Source organism: Ralstonia mannitolilytica (assembly GCF_000954135.1).
GTDB lineage: Bacteria > Pseudomonadota > Gammaproteobacteria > Burkholderiales > Burkholderiaceae > Ralstonia > Ralstonia mannitolilytica.
Map to the genome: position 1 here is coordinate 741357 of NZ_CP010799.1, position 15988 is coordinate 757344.

The window sequence follows — 15988 nt, forward strand, 5'->3', positions numbered from 1 at the left end:
CCTCTGGGCGGTATATAATCCGCTGTTTCGCCGTCCACCCGAATACTGAGCAAGGGACCCGATGACCACCATCCGCCTGAAAGAAAACGAGCCGGTCGAAGTCGCGCTGCGCCGCTTCCGCCGTGAAATCGAGCGCACCGGCCTGATCAAGGAACTGCGCGCCCGCACCGCCTACGAAAAGCCGACGACCGAACGCAAGCGCAAGAAGGCTGCTGCCGTGTCGCGTACGCGTAAGCGCCTGCGCTCGCAAATGCTGCCGAAGAAGCTCTACTAAGATCGCGCGGTTGTTTCGGTAGCACCAATCGGGTGCTGCCGCTGGCGGCGTGAAGTCATCCGACCTCCGGTCCGCCGAGCTTGGCCTGTGTCGCGCCTTGTGCGCCCCGGGAGCCCCTTCCGGATCCAGCCAACGCTCCACTCCCCGATACAGCAGCCAGCAAGACGCGGTTGATGGCCTGTGTGCCGTTCTCCGCAGCTTCGGCGCGCCTTGGCGTGCTCTCTCTGTTGCAAACGACCTCTGCCAGCGGTGATCGACCGGCTGGCTGTTGGCGTTTGTTGCCTGGAACCTGCGCACGTGTACAGTCGTACCTATCCTGTGTACGCGTGGGGGCGCAAGCATGCCTACGAAATCCGAAGACTACTGGTTCCCTGCCAAGCGCTATGGCTGGGGATGGGGTTGGCCCGCTCGCTGGCAAGGCTGGGTCGCGTTTGCCGTCTACGCCGGGCTGGTCGCTGCGGGCATCGTGGGGCTGCCGCCCGACCGTACGCCGACGGGCTTTGTGCTGTACATGTTCGCCGTGAGCGCGCTGCTCGTGCTGGTGTGCTGGTGGAAGGGCGAGCCGCCGCGCTGGCGCTGGGGGCGCGATTGAACGGCCCGGCAGCGGCGAGCATATGCACGTCCCACTAGGCCGATGCCCTGAGTGCCGTCTCGATCGACGTTCGATATCCCTCGGGCAGATTGCGCGGCAAGGCATCCGCAGCAAAGAGCCCAAGGCGTTTGTGTTCGTGGCTGAGCGTCGGTTCAAACGCGCCGATCAGCGAGCACACGTAGGTGGCGATGAACACATGCTTGCCGGGCACGACTTCGAACAGGTACGTGTCGAGCAGCGGCCCAACCTGCACGCGCAGGCCCAACTCTTCGGCAATCTCGCGTTGCAAGCATTCGGCGGATGATTCGCCGTGTTCAATGCGGCCACCCGGCAACTCCCACTCTTCGCGTTCGTTCAGCAGCAGCACGATCTCACCGCCTGGCGCGCGCAGGACGCCCTTGATGGAGACGGGGTAGGTAGGCATAGCGCTCACTTGCCGATGCAGAACCGGCTAAAGATCACACCCAGCAAATCATCACTGGAGAACGCCCCCGTGATGCTGTTCAGCGCCTCCTGCGCCAGGCGCAGTTCTTCGGCAAACAAATCCAGCGATTGCGCCTGCTGATCGGCATGCTCGGCCGCGGTGGCCAGATGTTCCTTGGCCGTACGCAGCGCCGCCAGATGGCGTTCGCGCGCCAGGTACAGGCCCTCGCCGCCGCCCTGCCAGCCGGCAATCTCCAGCAGCGCGGCGCGCAGCAATTCGATGCCGACACCGTTGCGCGCCGATAGCCACACTTCCGGCGGCTGCGCATCCACGCGACCGGGTACGGCCACGCCCGAAAGGTCGATCTTGTTGATGACGCGCAGCGTCGGCACACCGGCCGGCACGTGTTCGGCGATACGCGCGTCGATGGCGGCGTCTTCCGCAGAGAGGCCGTTCGCGCGGTAGTCCGCCGCGTCCAGCAGATGCAGCACGACGTCCGCGCGGGCGATGGCGGCCCAGGTGCGCTCGATGCCGATGCGCTCGACCTCGTCCTCGGTGTCGCGCAGTCCGGCTGTGTCCACGATGTTCAGCGGGATGCCCTCGATCTGGATCGTCTGCTGCACCTTGTCGCGCGTGGTGCCGGCGATGGGCGTCACGATGGCCAGCTCCGCGCCGGCCAGCGCGTTGAGCAGCGACGATTTCCCCACGTTCGGCTGCCCGGCCAGCACCACGTGCAGCCCCTCGCGCAGCAGCGCACCCTGCCGCGCCTGCGCCAGCACGCCGTCCAGCGCGGCACGGATGCCCGCAAGCTGACCACGCGCATCGGCGGCTTCCAGAAAGTCGATCTCTTCCTCGGGAAAATCCAGCGTCGCCTCCACCAGCATGCGCAGATGAATGACGCGCTCCACCAGCGCATGCACGGCCTGCGAGAACGCGCCGTCAAGCGAGCGCGCTGCCGAGCGCGCGGCGGCTTCGGTGCTGGCTTCGATCAGGTCGGCCACGGCCTCGGCCTGCGCGAGGTCCATCTTGTCGTTGAGAAACGCGCGGCGGGTGAATTCGCCGGGTTCGGCCACGCGCAGGCCGATTTCGCGGCCGGCGGCGAGGCAGCGCTGCAGCAAAAGCTGCATCACCACCGGGCCGCCGTGGCCCTGCAGTTCGAGCACGTCTTCGCCCGTGTAGGAATGCGGCGCGGGAAACCACAGCGCGATGCCGCGATCGATGGCGCTGCCGTCCGCATCGAGGAAGGGCAGGTAGGTCGCCTGGCGCGGCGTCAGCAGCCGGCCGCACACGGCTTGCATGACAGCGCGTACATCGGGCCCCGATACGCGCACCACGCCGATGCCGCCACGCCCCGGCGCCGTGGCAATCGCCGCGATCGGGATGGTGCGGATGGGGGCGCGTGGCGGCTCGGAAGCGTTCGGCAAGTTCGGGGAGTGGTCAGCGGCAGTCATGGGCGGTATTGTGCGGCAGCCGCGCAGTTGCGCGCCAGTTTCCAGCCAGGGGGATTCGGATGATCGATCACACCGGCGTCGTCCTCAGGGACTTCCAGACCGGCAAACGGTTCTATGGGCCGGCGCTCGGCGCCATCGGCCTCGTCAAGGTGCTGGAGTTTCCTGCCGCCGTGACGGGCCACACCGACGTGGCCGGGTTCGGCCCACCGGGCAAGGCGGAGTGCTGGATTTCTGCTGCGATGGCGGGCCAGACGCCGAACCGGCCGCCGCTGCACGTGGCGTTTCGCGTGGACACGCGCACCGAGGTCGAGGCGCTCCACCGTGCGCCGCTGGCAGCAGGCGGCACCGGCAACCGCGCGCCCGGCATACGGGCGCACTACCACCCGAACTACTACGGCGCCTTCGTGCGCGACCCCGACGGCCACAACATCGAGGCCGTCTGCCACGCACCCGCATAGACCCTATCCGAGCCGCACGAAAAAGGGCACCCGAAGGTGCCCTTTTTGCCCAGTGCGTCTGCCTTACTTGGCAGCTGCGGCCTTCTTGTTGGTGCCCAGCATGCGGTTGATCGACCACTGCTGCGCGATCGACAGGCAGTTGTTCACCACCCAGTACAGCACCAGGCCGGCCGGGAAGAAGAAGAACATCACCGAGAACGCGATCGGCATGAACATCATCACCTTGGCCTGCACGGGGTCCGGCGGCGTCGGGTTCAGCTTGGTCTGCACGAACATCGACACGGCCATCAGGATCGGCAGGATGTAGAACGGGTCCGGTGCAGCCAGGTCATGCACCCAGCCCAGCCACGGCGCGCCGCGCATTTCCACGGAAGACAGCAGCACCCAGTACAGCGCGATGAACACCGGGATCTGGATCACGATCGGCAGACAGCCGCCGAGCGGATTGACCTTCTCGGTGCGGTACAGCGTCATCATCTCCTGGTTCATCTTCTGCGGGTCGCCCTTGTGGCGCTCGCGGATGGCCGTCATGCGCGGCTGCAGATCCTTCATCTTGGCCATCGAACGGTAGCTCGTCGCCGACAGCGGGAAGAACACCAGCTTGACCAGCACCGTCAGCGCGACGATCGACCAGCCCCAGTTGCCGAGCAGCTTGTGGATCTTCTCGAGCAGCCAGAACAGCGGCTTGGCGATGATCGTCAGCCAGCCGTAGTCCTTCACGAGTTCCAGGCCCGGCGTGATGCCCTCGAGCATGCGCTCTTCCTGCGGACCGGCAAACAGGCGTGCCGTGGCCGACACGCTCGCGCCCGGCGCCACCGTGCCCAGCGGCTCCTGCATGCCGACGCGGTAGAAGTTCGTGTCGATGCGGTCGACGTAAAACTCGCGCTTGGCGTTCGCCGCCGGAATCCACGCCGAGGCAAAGTAGTGCTGCACCATCGCGACCCAGCCGCTGTCGGTCGGGGCCGGCACGTGCGCCTTGCCCTTGTCGATGTCGGAGAAGTTGATCTTGTGGTACTTGTCGCCGTCGGTGTAGACGGCCGGGCCGGTGAACGTGCTGTAGAAGCGCGATTGCTCCACGGCGCCGCCGTCGCGGGCCAGCTCCATGTACAGCGTCGGGTTGATCGGCGCCGTGCCGTCGTTCGTCACGTCGAAGCGCGTGTCGATCACGTAGCTGCCGCGCTTGAAGACGTACGTCTTGGCGAGCTTCGCACCGCCCTTGTCGGCCGTCAGTGTGATCGAGATATCGTTGCCGGTGCCCAGGTCACGCGGGCCGGCCGATGCGGCGAACACCGTCGTATGGTTCGGGAAATCCCCGCCGATCAGGCCCGAGCGCGCCAGGTACGTGCGCTCGACGCTGCGGTCGAACAGCACCACCGGGTTGCCGTCGTGGTCCTTCTGCGTGAGCAGTTCAAGCTTGCTGACGATCGCGCCCGCCGTGTCGATGGTGGCGCGCAGCACGTCGGTCGTGATGACGATCTTTTCCGAAGCCGGTGCCTGCGAGGCCGCGCCCGTGGCCGGGGCGGCCTGCGTACCTGCCGCCGCGGTGGCGGCGCTCTTCGGCACGTCGCCGGCAGGCGTGCCGCCCGGCGCGGCGGCAGGCGCCGTGGCCGTCTGCGGCGTCGGGAAGAACATCGACTGGTGGCCATTCGCGCGTTGCCAGTTGTCGAACAGCAGGACAACCGCCAGCGAGAAGATCACCCAGAGAATGGTGCGTTTGATATCCATGTCGGATTACGGTCTGGGAAGGTGAATCGACGGCCGCGCAGCGTGAGCGTCAGCTGCGGTCGCGTCGGTCGATGCGGAATCGGAGCGGGGCACAGCGTCGCCAGCAGCGGGCGGCACAGGATCATACCCGCCTTGAGCGAACGGATGACAGCGGCATAGACGTTTTGCCGCAAGATAACTGCCGTAGCCGGGCCCATGAAGTAGCACGGCGTCGCGTGCATAGTCCGAGCAGGTCGGCAGGAAACGGCATTGCGCACCCACGAAGGGGCTGAACGCCACCTTGTACACGCGCAACAGGAACAGCAGCACGCGCGTCATGCGTCGCCCCCGGGCCTGGGCGCGGGTGGGGCCGGCAGCGGGCGTGCCGCAACATCGAACAGGTGAGACAGCTCTTCGCGGCAGATGCGCTTGAAGGCCGCCACGGTGGGCGTGTCTTCGCGGGGGAATTTGGCCTGCAGGCGGATCAGCACGTCACGCCCGCCCAGCAAGGGCTGCCGCAGGCGGAAGAGTTCGCGGCACTGGCGCTTGATGAGATTGCGCTCGACGGCGCGGCGCGCAAACTTCTTCCCGATCACCACGCCGAGGCGTGCCTGCGGATGTCCGTTCGCGCGGACGTACAGCACGAAGTGACGACTACGCCGGACCGGCCGCAAAGCAAAAACGGATGAGAACTCATCCGTTTTCGTCAGCCTTGCGGCCTTGGGGTAGGCGTGCGGGCCCATCGCCGGCGTGCCGCAGAAGCCATGGGCAAACAGCCGGACGCCGCTGCCCGGGCGCGGCACTGTCAGATGGCCAGGCGCTTGCGACCCTTGGCGCGGCGTGCGTTCAGCACGGCACGGCCACCACGGGTCTTCATGCGGACACGGAAACCGTGGGTGCGCTTGCGACGGGTAACGGAAGGTTGATAGGTACGCTTCATGATGCACTCTCTTGTTAATGGGTGGTGCGGACGCTGCCGCACGCGCCGGGCTTAGGGTCGCCCCGTCCAGCCTGGTGTCGATTCAGTAGGAGAAATCGCCCACGCAGACCGCCGTGCGCTGTGTTGTTCAGGTCTGGGCGTCACCGGCATGGCGGGCCAAAGCTGCGGGCCCCGCCGGATCATGCGCAACGGGTTGGACCCCGCCGCCGCGTCTGACGCGAACAAGCGTGCGCTCCCCTGCCGCGCATCGCAGAACCCGCCATTTAAACGATATTTACCGCGCCTGTCAACCCTCGCCGATTGGGGATAACGTGCGGCAAACGCCAACAATCCACCTTGGGGCGAGTTGTCCCCAGCGCCTTGTGCGGCTTGGTGTGCTTTGCGGAAAGCCTTGCCGGCATTGGGTTTGCAGCCAACGCACAAAATCGGTTGTCCACCGCTACTCACAGCGGGTCCACAGGTTATCCACAGACTTATCCTTTGTGGATAACTTTCGGGCGGGGGTACAATCCCGTTCCAATAACGAAAGCCGCCCGGTTTCTGGCCTGCGCCAAGGCCCGGCGGTCGGCCCTCACGGGGGCATCGCCTGGGGCGATGCGTGTGGCGCCGGTCAAACACCTAACGATAACGATGCAGGATTTCTGGCACGCGGCGTCTGCCCAGCTCGAGAGTGAGTTGACGCCGCAACAATTCAAGACGTGGATCAAGCCGCTGACGCCGCTGTCATTCGACGAGCAGGCGTGCATGCTGCGGATTGCCGCGCCCAACCGTTTCAAGCTCGACTGGGTCAAGAGCCAGTTCTCGGGCCGCATCCAGTCGCTCGCGTGCGACTACTGGGAGATGCCCGTCGACGTGCAGTTCGTGCTCGACCCGACGGCCGGCCAGCGCCAGGCGGCCCTGCAGCCGGCGCTGGCACCGGTGCCCATGCAGCCGCAGGCGGCGCAATCGATTCAACCGGCGCAGGCGATGCCTGCCGCCGGCATCACGCACGACGCGGCGGCCATGCGCCCCGCGCCCGCCATGTACCGCGAAACCGCGCTCGCCACGGCCAGCCACGCCGTAGCCGACATCGACGTGCCGGTCATGGATGCCGCCGAGGCCAGCGCCCAGTCATACCGCATGCCGCCGGCTGCCCCGGCGGTGGCGCCCAACCTGGGCCTGGCCACGCCGCCGCAGGCGCCCGTGGACGACACCGTGCACGAGCGCTCGCGCCTGAACCCGATCCTCACGTTCGACAACTTCGTCACCGGCAAGGCCAACCAGCTGGCGCGCGCAGCGGCCATCCAGGTCGCCAACAACCCCGGCAAGTCGTACAACCCGCTGTACCTGTACGGCGGCGTGGGCCTGGGCAAGACGCACTTGATCCATGCCATCGGCAACTTCATGCTGATGGAGAATCCGCGTGCGCGCATCCGCTACATCCACGCAGAACAGTACGTTTCCGACGTAGTGAAGGCTTACCAGCGCAAGGCGTTTGATGATTTCAAGCGCTACTACCACTCGCTGGACCTGCTGCTGATCGATGACATCCAGTTCTTCTCGGGCAAGAACCGCACGCAGGAAGAATTCTTCTACGCGTTCGAGGCGCTGATCGCCAACCGCGCGCAGGTCATCATCACCAGCGATACGTATCCGAAGGAGATCACCGGCATCGATGACCGCCTGATCTCGCGCTTCGACTCCGGCCTCACGGTCGCCATCGAGCCGCCCGAGCTGGAAATGCGCGTGGCGATTCTGATGAAGAAGGCACAGGCCGAGAACGTGACCGTGCCGGAAGAGGTGGCCTTCTTCGTCGCCAAGCATCTGCGCTCGAACGTGCGCGAGCTCGAAGGCGCGCTGCGCAAGATCCTGGCGTACTCGAACTTCCACGGCAAAGAAATCACGATCGAGGTCACGCGCGAGGCGCTCAAGGACCTGCTGACCGTGCAGAACCGCCAGATTTCGGTAGAGAACATCCAGAAGACCTGCGCGGATTTCTACAACATCAAGGTCGCGGACATGTACTCCAAGAAGCGGCCGGCCAACATCGCGCGCCCGCGCCAGATCGCCATGTATCTGGCCAAGGAGCTCACGCAGAAGAGCCTGCCCGAGATTGGCGAACTGTTCGGCGGGCGCGACCACACCACGGTGCTGCACGCCGTGCGCAAGATCGCCGACGAGCGCACCAAGGACGCCCAGCTCAACCACGAGCTGCACGTGCTGGAGCAAACGCTCAAGGGTTGACGGCGCATCGCGCTGCCGCATGCCACCAAAGCGCATGGCAGCGCCATCTGCACAGAATTGGCCGCATGCAGACGCCCGCTCGAATGCGGGCGTCTTTTCATGCACAATAGCCGTATTTGCCGCGCGCGCGACGCTATCCAGCGCTCCCTTCTTTGCGGTATAATTTGTGATTAACCCCTTGATTTACAAAGACTTTGGGGGTCAATCGCAAATGCTCCTGCAGGCACACGCCATGAGGGGCGCGCGCGGTGCCACCTCAAACTGCAAGGATCGCCTTCATGCAATTGGTCAAAACCTCGCGAGACAACCTGCTGCGTCCGCTGCAAATCGTGAGCGGCATCGTGGAACGCCGTCACACGCTGCCCATCCTGGCCAATCTGCTCATCACCAAGAAGGGTGAACGGGTTTCCTTCCTGTCCACCGACATCGAAATCCAGATCACCACGCACGCCGATTGCGGCGCCGGCGCCGGCGACATCGCCACCACCGTGGCCGCCCGCAAGCTCGTCGACATCCTGCGTGCAATGCCCGACGGCGAAGTGGCGCTCACGCTCAACGACAAGCGCATGACGGTGCAATCGGGCAAGAGCCGCTTTGCGCTGCAGACGCTGGCGGCCGAAGAATTCCCGACCGTGGCCGAAGCCACCGATTTCGGCGCACGCATCACGCTGCCGCAGAAGACGCTCAAGCACCTGCTGGCGATGGTGCACTTCGCGATGGCCCAGCAGGACATCCGCTACTACCTCAACGGCATGCTGCTGGTGGTTGACGGCAAGCAGGTCATGGCCGTCGCCACCGATGGCCACCGGCTGGCCTACTGCGGCGTCGAGACCGGCGAGCAACCGGCAGGCGCCGGCGGCCGGCACGAAGTCATCATCCCGCGCAAGACGATTCTCGAACTCCAACGTTTGCTCGAAGACGTGGACGATCCCGTCTCGGTGCAACTGGCGTCGAACCAGGTCAAGTTCACCTTCGGCAACATCGAGCTGATCTCCAAGCTGGTCGAAGGCAAGTTCCCGGATTTCCAGCGCGTGATCCCGAAGGGTTACCGCAACAGCTTCACGATCGACCGCGCGTTTCTGCAGAGCGCCCTGCAACGCACGGCCATTCTGACGACCGACAAGTTCAAGGGCGTGCGCTGCATGCTCGACACCAACGTCCTCAAGATCAGCTCCACCAACGCTGACCAGGAAGAAGCGCAGGAAGAACTCGAAATCGACTACCAGGGCGACGCGCTCGACATCGGTTTCAACGTCACCTACCTGCTGGACGTACTGGCCAACCTCAAGGCCGAAAAGGTGCAGGTGAGCCTGGGCGACTCCAATTCGAGCGCGCTCATCACCCTGCCCGACGACGACACCTTCAAGTACGTCGTCATGCCGATGCGCATCTGACGAAGACGCACCATCGAAAGCAAGACGAGGGGCTGGATCGGAAAGATCCGCCCCTTCGCCGTTTTTAAGCAACCCCGCTGTGTGCGCTGAGACAACCATTTCCGCGCCCATGGCAGCGAGCAGAACGACATGACCGAAGAGCAGAAACCGCAATCCACCCCCGCCGACGGCAGCAGCTACGGCGCCGCCTCGATCCAGATCCTGGAAGGCCTGGAGGCGGTACGCAAGCGGCCGGGCATGTACATCGGCGACACGTCCGACGGCACTGGCCTGCACCACCTCGTCTTCGAGGTGCTGGACAACTCCATCGACGAAGCGCTGGCCGGCCATTGCACCGAGATCCACGTCACCATCCACACCGACAACTCCATCTCGGTGGTGGACAACGGCCGCGGCATCCCGACCGGCATCAAGTTTGACGACAAGCACGAGCCCAAGCGCAGCGCGGCCGAAATCGTCATGACCGAGCTGCACGCCGGCGGCAAGTTCGACCAGAACAGCTACAAGGTCTCGGGCGGCCTGCACGGCGTGGGCGTGTCTTGCGTCAACGGCCTGTCGAAGTGGCTCAAGCTGACGATCCGCCGCGACGGCAAGGTCCACCAGATGGACTTCGCGCGCGGCATTCCGCAGAACCGCCTGCTGGAAACCATGGAAGCGCCGGACGGCAAGATGGTCGAAGTCTCGCCGCTGCGTGTGTCGGGCACCACCGACAAGCGCGGCACCGAAGTCCACTTCCTGGCCGACGAAGAGATCTTCACCAACGTCGAATACCACTACGAGATCCTCTCCAAGCGCATCCGCGAGCTCTCGTTCCTGAACAACGGCGTTCACATCAAGCTGACCGACCAGCGCACTGGCAAGGAAGAAGACTTCGCCTTCTCGGGCGGCGTGAAGGGCTTTGTTGAGTACATCAACAAGAACAAGAGCGTGCTGCACCCGACCATCTTCCACGCCCAAGGCGAGAAAGACGGCGTGGGCGTTGAAGTGTCGATGCAATGGAACGACGGCTTCAACGAGCAGGTGCTCTGCTTCACCAACAACATCCCGCAGCGCGACGGCGGCACCCACCTCACGGGCCTGCGCGCCGCCATGACGCGCGTCATCAACAAGTACATCACCGACAACGAGATCGCCAAGAAGGCCAAGGTCGAGACCTCGGGCGACGACATGCGCGAAGGCCTGACCTGCGTGCTGTCCGTCAAGGTGCCGGAGCCCAAGTTCAGCTCGCAGACCAAGGACAAGCTCGTCTCGTCGGAAGTGCGCCTGCCGGTGGAAGACATCGTCAGCAAGGCGCTGGCCGAGTTCCTGGATGAAACGCCCAACGACGCCAAGATCATCTGCGGCAAGATCGTTGAAGCCGCCCGCGCGCGTGAAGCCGCCCGCAAGGCCCGCGAGATGACGCGCCGCAAGGGCGTGCTCGACGGCATGGGCCTGCCCGGCAAGCTGGCCGACTGCCAGGAGAAAGACCCCGCGTTGAGCGAACTCTTCATCGTCGAGGGTGACTCCGCAGGTGGATCGGCCAAGCAGGGCCGCGACCGCAAGTTCCAGGCGATCCTGCCGCTCAAGGGCAAGATCCTGAACGTCGAGCGCGCGCGCTTTGACAAGATGCTCTCCAGCCAGGAAGTGCTCACGCTCATCACCGCCATGGGCACCGGCATCGGCAAGGACGACTACAACCTCGACAAGCTGCGCTACCACCGCATCATCATCATGACCGATGCTGACGTGGACGGCTCGCACATCCGCACGCTGCTGCTCACGTTCTTCTACCGCCAGATGCCCGAGATCATCGAGCGCGGCCACGTGTACATCGCCCAGCCGCCGCTCTACAAGATCAAGCACGGCAAGGAAGAGCGCTACATCAAAGACGACAACGAGATGGCCGCCTACCTCGTGCGCCAGGCGCTGGACACCGCCGCCCTCGTGCGTGCCGATGGCACCGAGATCTCGGGCGACGCCCTGGCCGAACTCGCGCGCCAGTACCAGCTCAGCCGCGGCGTGATCGAGCGCCTGTCTCGCGTGATTGACGCCGACGCCCTGCGCGCCATTGCCGAAGGCGTGGCCCTGGACCTCAGCAACGAAGCCGCAGCCGAGGCCAGCGCCCGCGCGCTCAAGGCCCGCCTGCTGGAAATGCAAGGCAACGCCAGCAACGCCAACGGCGGCGCCACGGCCGACGCCTTCATGCAGTACGACGAGAAGACGGAGAAGTACCGCGTGATGGTCGTGCGCCGCCAGCACGGCAACCAGCGCCTCAGCCACATCGACGCCGACTTCGTGGCCGGCGCCGACTACGCCGCCCTGGCCCAGACCGCCCAGACCTTCCAAGGCCTGATTGGCGAAGGCGCCAAGGTACGCCGCGGCACCGGCGACAAGCTGCGCGAGCAGCCCGTGTCTGACTTCCACGCCGCCATGACGTGGCTGCTGAGCGAAGCCGAGCGCGGCGTGAGCCGCCAGCGCTACAAGGGCCTGGGCGAAATGAACCCCGAGCAGCTGTGGGAAACCACCATGGACGTCACCCAGCGCCGCCTGCTGCGCGTGCAGATTGAAGACGCCATTGCGGCGGACCAGATCTTTACGACGCTGATGGGCGACGACGTGGAGCCGCGCCGGAACTTCATTGAGACGAATGCGTTGGTGGCGCGGAATATTGACGTCTAAAGCGGTTTGTAATTAGCCTCATCACCTCAGAGAGCTGGCCCATAAGTTGTGAGACTTATGGGCCTTTTTATTTCGACATCCCTATCTAGGGGTCGCTGTATCCGCGGCCTCGTAAGACATTCCTTCGCGGGAAAATCGTGGGTGCCATCCTGGCCAATCTCTCCACGTAGGATCTTTGGCCACCATGATTCCGGTGTCTAGATAATTTGGGGAATGGGTGAGGTTAATCCTTCAGGGGGGTTTACCCGTTTTGGTGCATGCCGTAGCCTGCAGAAAACAAACATGGGGAGAGGATAATGAAGCGATTCATGAAATCGTTCGCCGCCGTGGCATCGGGTTTTGCTGCGCACGCTGCTACTGCTGCCCAAGTGCCACAAGCGAATGTCGAGCCCGCAACGACTGCCGCGGTGCCGCAGGCGACGCAGCCTTCAGAACAGATTGCCGTCCACACCAGCCAAGGCGATGCCTTCAAGTTTGTGCTTAGGCGCTCCACGAAGGACAACAAGCTGATGGCGTGGCATTCGTCCCATGCTTCGCACGCGTCGCACGCTTCCCACCGGTCTCATTATTCGGGTTATTGATTCCGATCGTTCCGAAAATAGGCCCCCTCACGAGGGGGCCGTTTCTATTGGGTGCTGCATGTCGACTCGTTTGGAACTCGACAAGACGGTTTATCGTCTCGAAGCTGTCCAGAAGGCGGCCTATCGCTTCATTGACAGAATGACGGTCCTTATTTCGCAAGACGGCGACAAGCTAGTTTGTGAAATGACCCTTGTCAAAGGTGACGGAGATCCTTCCGGGGCGCTGCTTGCAGACTTCAAGCGCGAGCTGCTCGATCAAGAGCTGCGCCTCCAAATCAAGGAGGAGACGGCACCAACGCGCGACCTCATTTTGGCTTACGCGTTCTCTCGGACGGGTCTGCAGGGATGAGCAAGTTCGAACCACTGGAGAGCTACCTCAGCGCCAAGGGGCAGTACAAGTTGCTACCTCTGCGCTTCGAGTCGATATCTGACGATGAGGTCGTACTGACCAATGCGGTTGGGGAGTTCACCTTCCTCTCACGCAGCAAGCTCCAGGACCTTGTGGCCCGCCGCCTAGGGCCGGAGGACCCAGATTACGCGGTGCTGCGCGCCAAGCACTTCATTCGGGAAGAGGGGGATGAGGCTGCACTCGAGCTCCTAGCTTTGAAAACCCGCACCCGCCTTAGTCGTCTGGCGAACTTCACGAATCTGCACATCTTCGTAGTGTCACTACGTTGTGACCACAGCTGCCAGTATTGCCAGGTCTCGCGCCAGTCAGAAGATAAAGCTGCGTTTGACATGACACAGGAGACGGCGGACCGTGCGCTAGAACTGACCTTCCGCTCGCCGAATCCTGCCATCAAGATTGAGTTTCAAGGCGGCGAACCTTTACTCAACTTTGAACTTGTCCGCTACATCGTTGAAAAGGCCGAAACACGCGCAAGATCGGAAGGCAGAGACTTGCAGTGCGTGATTACAACCACCCTCTCTCTGGCCACAGAGGAAATTCTGGAGTACTGCAGAGATCACCGCATTTACCTGTCTTCGTCGCTTGATGGCCCCGAAGATCTGCATAACAAAAACCGGCCACGCCCTGGGCGTGACAGCCATGCCCGCTTTGTCGAGGGTCTGCAACGTGCGCGGGACATTGTCGGCTACGACGCAGTCTCCGCGCTCATGACCACCTCGCCAGCCAGCCTGTCGCGCGTGAAAGACATCGTTGATGAGTATGTGCGGCTCGGTCTGTCTGGGATCTTTCTTCGGCATCTGTCGCCATACGGGTTCGCTCTAAAGACAAAGAGCTATCAGGCATACAACTCGGAACGCTGGCTTCAGTTCTACAAGGAGGGTTTGGCCTACATTCTCGAGCTCAATAAGTCCGGCCTGCATTTTCCCGAGTACTACTCGACGCTGCTGCTCACAAAGATGCTGACCTCTGGCGACCCTGGGTTCGTTGATTTGATGAACCCTGCGGGCATTGGGATAGCGGCGGTCGTATTCAACTACGACGGGGACGTCTATGCCTCGGATGAAGCACGGATGCTGCGTGAGATGGGGGATACCTCATTCCGACTTGGTAACGTGCATCAGAACACCTACGAAGACATTTTTACTTCTGACGCTTTGCTCGACGCTTTGGAAGATTCCTTCACGCTGACGGCGCCGATGTGTTCAGATTGCGCGTTCGAGCCATGGTGCGGTGCCGACCCGGTGTTCCATCACGCCATGTACGGTGACGTCCTGGGCAGGAAGCCCGAATCCGAGTTTTGCCGCCGCACCATGGGAGCGGTTAAACACCTGCTGCAGCTCATGCGAGACGATGAACAGGCAAAGGCCATCTTCATGCGTTGGGTGAATCCATGCTGACTCTCGGTGGCCGCGTAATCCACATTCAAAAGCATCCGACAACGCGTCAGCTCCTCAGCCTAAGCACGGACGCGAACCTGCCGGGTCCCCTGCGTAAGAACAAGGCTTTTCTGGCAAAGGGGGATAGCCCGTTGCCTCGAGGCTTTAAACACTATCTTGTGTTCGGGCAGGACCCCCAGGGACTAGATGCGGATGCACCCTGCACGCTACTGGAGGACTCGTTCCGCTATCTTGACAATGGAGATGTGCTGGCACTGTCTATCGACGGCCGCGTACGGGTGCTGTTTCGCGCTAACTCCCATCACAACAGTCTGCTGCTTACCGAGCAGTGCAATAACTACTGTCTGATGTGCTCACAGCCGCCAAAGCGCGTCGACGATAGCTGGCTGTTGCATGAAGCGATGGAAGCTGTGCGCCTCCTCCCAAGAGATACACAGTCCCTAGGTATTACGGGCGGCGAACCTACACTCTTCGGAGATGGCTTCATTAAGTTGCTGAGGCACATGAAGAGTTGGCTGCCTCACACTGCCGTGCACGTTCTCTCCAATGGCCGCACGTTTGCAGACATCAATTTTGCTCGCTCCTATGCCGCCGTCGAGCATCCTGACCTAATGGTCGGTATTCCGGTCTATTCAGCCGACCCAGGACGTCATGACTACGTTGTCCAAGCCAAGGGGGCGTTTGACGAGACGATCCGCGGCATCCTCAACCTCAAGAGGCTCAACCAGAAAGTAGAAATTCGGGTTGTCTTACACAAGCAGACTGTCGAGGGCCTGCCGTTACTAGCCGAGTACATCGCACGCAACTTGCTCTTTGTAGACCATGTCGCGCTGATGGGCCTAGAGATCACGGGCTTTACACGTGCCAACTTGGACGCGCTGTGGATTGATCCGATCGACTACAAAGACCAATTAAGCGGCGCCGTGCGCATCCTATCGACTTACGGCATTAACACCTCCGTTTACAACCACCCGTTATGCTTGGTCAATCAGGATGTTGAGCCGCATTACGTGAAATCCATCTCGGACTGGAAGAACGAATATGCTGAAGAGTGCGTATCGTGTGGGCGAAAGAGTGATTGCGGTGGCTTCTTCTCCTCGGGGATTGCGCACAAGTACAGTACCTCGCTAAAGCCCTTTACGCCTTGAACACCTTTTTGCGACCCGGGGGCATCCCGCCACAACACGACCACCTCGTTAGACGCAGCTCCTGACGGGCGTATCGGCTGCTGAAGCTGGTCAATCTTGCCTGGGGTCAACCGAGGGAGCGCTCTTTGACCGTAGCGATTCATATAACTGGGCGGGCCCGAGCAGAATATCTTTCAACCCCTCCCTAACCCGCTCCGACCCCAGCGCCTGCGTACTCATAGTCGTATGCGCCTCCAGCGCATCCATGATTGCGTGCATAAGTGCATCTTTCAGATCAGGCGAGTTAGCAAACTGCTCCTTACTGTTGCTCATCGCTTGTTGCACCGTAAGCACCC

Annotated in this window: 16 protein-coding genes and 1 pseudogene; 10 read left to right on the forward strand and 7 right to left on the reverse strand. The window is 62.8% G+C overall.

Annotated features, from left to right (window positions below):
- Window positions 1-61: 61 nt before the first annotated feature.
- Both rpsU and TK49_RS03555 read left to right on the forward strand, forming a co-directional pair.
- The gene (gene rpsU / locus TK49_RS03550; RefSeq protein WP_003262970.1) at window positions 62-274 is read left to right on the forward strand and encodes a 30S ribosomal protein S21; all 213 of its coding nucleotides are present in this window, start codon (window positions 62-64) and stop codon (window positions 272-274) included.
- A 340-nt stretch (window positions 275-614) separates the two neighbouring features.
- Window positions 615-866: a hypothetical protein gene (locus TK49_RS03555; RefSeq protein ID WP_045785480.1), complete on the forward strand. Its 252-nt coding sequence runs from the start codon at window positions 615-617 to the stop codon at window positions 864-866.
- Between the two features lie 34 nt (window positions 867-900).
- Here the strand turns inward: TK49_RS03555 and TK49_RS03560 are convergent, their stop codons facing one another.
- Window positions 901-1290, reverse strand: a complete 390-nt coding sequence (locus TK49_RS03560; protein ID WP_045785481.1) for an NUDIX hydrolase — start codon at window positions 1288-1290, stop codon at window positions 901-903.
- 5 nt (window positions 1291-1295) lie between these two features.
- On the reverse strand, window positions 1296-2741 hold the full coding sequence (gene mnmE, locus TK49_RS03565) for a tRNA uridine-5-carboxymethylaminomethyl(34) synthesis GTPase MnmE (RefSeq protein ID WP_045785482.1): 1446 nt from the start codon (window positions 2739-2741) through the stop codon (window positions 1296-1298).
- Window positions 2742-2800: 59 nt separating this feature from the next.
- On the opposite strand from mnmE, the gene TK49_RS03570 reads away from it, so the two are divergent.
- Entirely contained in the window at window positions 2801-3199 is a 399-nt protein-coding gene (locus TK49_RS03570; RefSeq protein ID WP_045785483.1) for a VOC family protein, read from the forward strand.
- A 63-nt stretch (window positions 3200-3262) separates the two neighbouring features.
- Here the strand turns inward: TK49_RS03570 and yidC are convergent, their stop codons facing one another.
- The 4 genes from yidC to rpmH all read right to left on the reverse strand — a co-directional run bounded on the left by yidC (window position 3263) and on the right by rpmH (window position 5843).
- On the reverse strand, window positions 3263-4924 hold the full coding sequence (gene yidC / locus TK49_RS03575) for a membrane protein insertase YidC (protein WP_045785484.1): 1662 nt from the start codon (window positions 4922-4924) through the stop codon (window positions 3263-3265).
- 6 nt (window positions 4925-4930) lie between these two features.
- Window positions 4931-5242, reverse strand: coding sequence for a membrane protein insertion efficiency factor YidD (gene yidD, locus TK49_RS23965; protein WP_082076276.1), 312 nt, complete (start codon window positions 5240-5242; stop codon window positions 4931-4933).
- Window positions 5239-5646: a ribonuclease P protein component gene (rnpA, locus tag TK49_RS03580; RefSeq protein WP_045787726.1), complete on the reverse strand. Its 408-nt coding sequence runs from the start codon at window positions 5644-5646 to the stop codon at window positions 5239-5241. The genes yidD and rnpA overlap by 4 nt, the downstream gene beginning before the upstream one ends.
- Window positions 5647-5708: 62 nt before the next feature.
- A complete protein-coding gene (gene rpmH, locus TK49_RS03585) occupies window positions 5709-5843 on the reverse strand; it encodes a 50S ribosomal protein L34 (RefSeq protein ID WP_003262958.1) in 135 nt (44 codons plus the stop codon).
- A 630-nt stretch (window positions 5844-6473) separates the two neighbouring features.
- Here rpmH and dnaA point away from each other — a divergent pair.
- The 7 genes from dnaA (at window position 6474) to hxsC (ending at window position 15653) form a co-directional block, all read left to right on the forward strand.
- The gene (gene dnaA, locus TK49_RS03590; protein WP_045785485.1) at window positions 6474-8066 is read left to right on the forward strand and encodes a chromosomal replication initiator protein DnaA; all 1593 of its coding nucleotides are present in this window, start codon (window positions 6474-6476) and stop codon (window positions 8064-8066) included.
- 278 nt (window positions 8067-8344) lie between these two features.
- Window positions 8345-9460, forward strand: coding sequence for a DNA polymerase III subunit beta (gene dnaN / locus TK49_RS03595; RefSeq protein WP_045785486.1), 1116 nt, complete (start codon window positions 8345-8347; stop codon window positions 9458-9460).
- 129 nt (window positions 9461-9589) lie between these two features.
- On the forward strand, window positions 9590-12118 hold the full coding sequence (gene gyrB, locus TK49_RS03600; RefSeq protein WP_045785487.1) for a DNA topoisomerase (ATP-hydrolyzing) subunit B: 2529 nt from the start codon (window positions 9590-9592) through the stop codon (window positions 12116-12118).
- A 308-nt stretch (window positions 12119-12426) separates the two neighbouring features.
- The gene (gene hxsA2, locus TK49_RS03605) at window positions 12427-12699 is read left to right on the forward strand and encodes a His-Xaa-Ser repeat protein HxsA2 (RefSeq protein ID WP_115077066.1); all 273 of its coding nucleotides are present in this window, start codon (window positions 12427-12429) and stop codon (window positions 12697-12699) included.
- A 58-nt stretch (window positions 12700-12757) separates the two neighbouring features.
- Window positions 12758-13048 carry a His-Xaa-Ser system protein HxsD gene (hxsD, locus tag TK49_RS03610; protein ID WP_045785489.1) on the forward strand — a complete coding sequence of 97 codons (291 nt, stop codon included), beginning with the start codon at window positions 12758-12760 and terminating at the stop codon, window positions 13046-13048.
- On the forward strand, window positions 13045-14505 hold the full coding sequence (hxsB, locus tag TK49_RS03615; protein WP_045785490.1) for a His-Xaa-Ser system radical SAM maturase HxsB: 1461 nt from the start codon (window positions 13045-13047) through the stop codon (window positions 14503-14505). Before hxsD ends, hxsB begins: the two co-directional genes overlap by 4 nt.
- On the forward strand, window positions 14499-15653 hold the full coding sequence (hxsC, locus tag TK49_RS03620) for a His-Xaa-Ser system radical SAM maturase HxsC (RefSeq protein WP_045785491.1): 1155 nt from the start codon (window positions 14499-14501) through the stop codon (window positions 15651-15653). Before hxsB ends, hxsC begins: the two co-directional genes overlap by 7 nt.
- 90 nt (window positions 15654-15743) lie before the next feature.
- On the opposite strand, the pseudogene TK49_RS25195 reads toward hxsC, so the two are convergent.
- A pseudogene (locus TK49_RS25195) lies at window positions 15744-15977 on the reverse strand (hypothetical protein); the annotation flags it as partial.
- Between the last annotated feature and the right edge of the window lie 11 nt (window positions 15978-15988).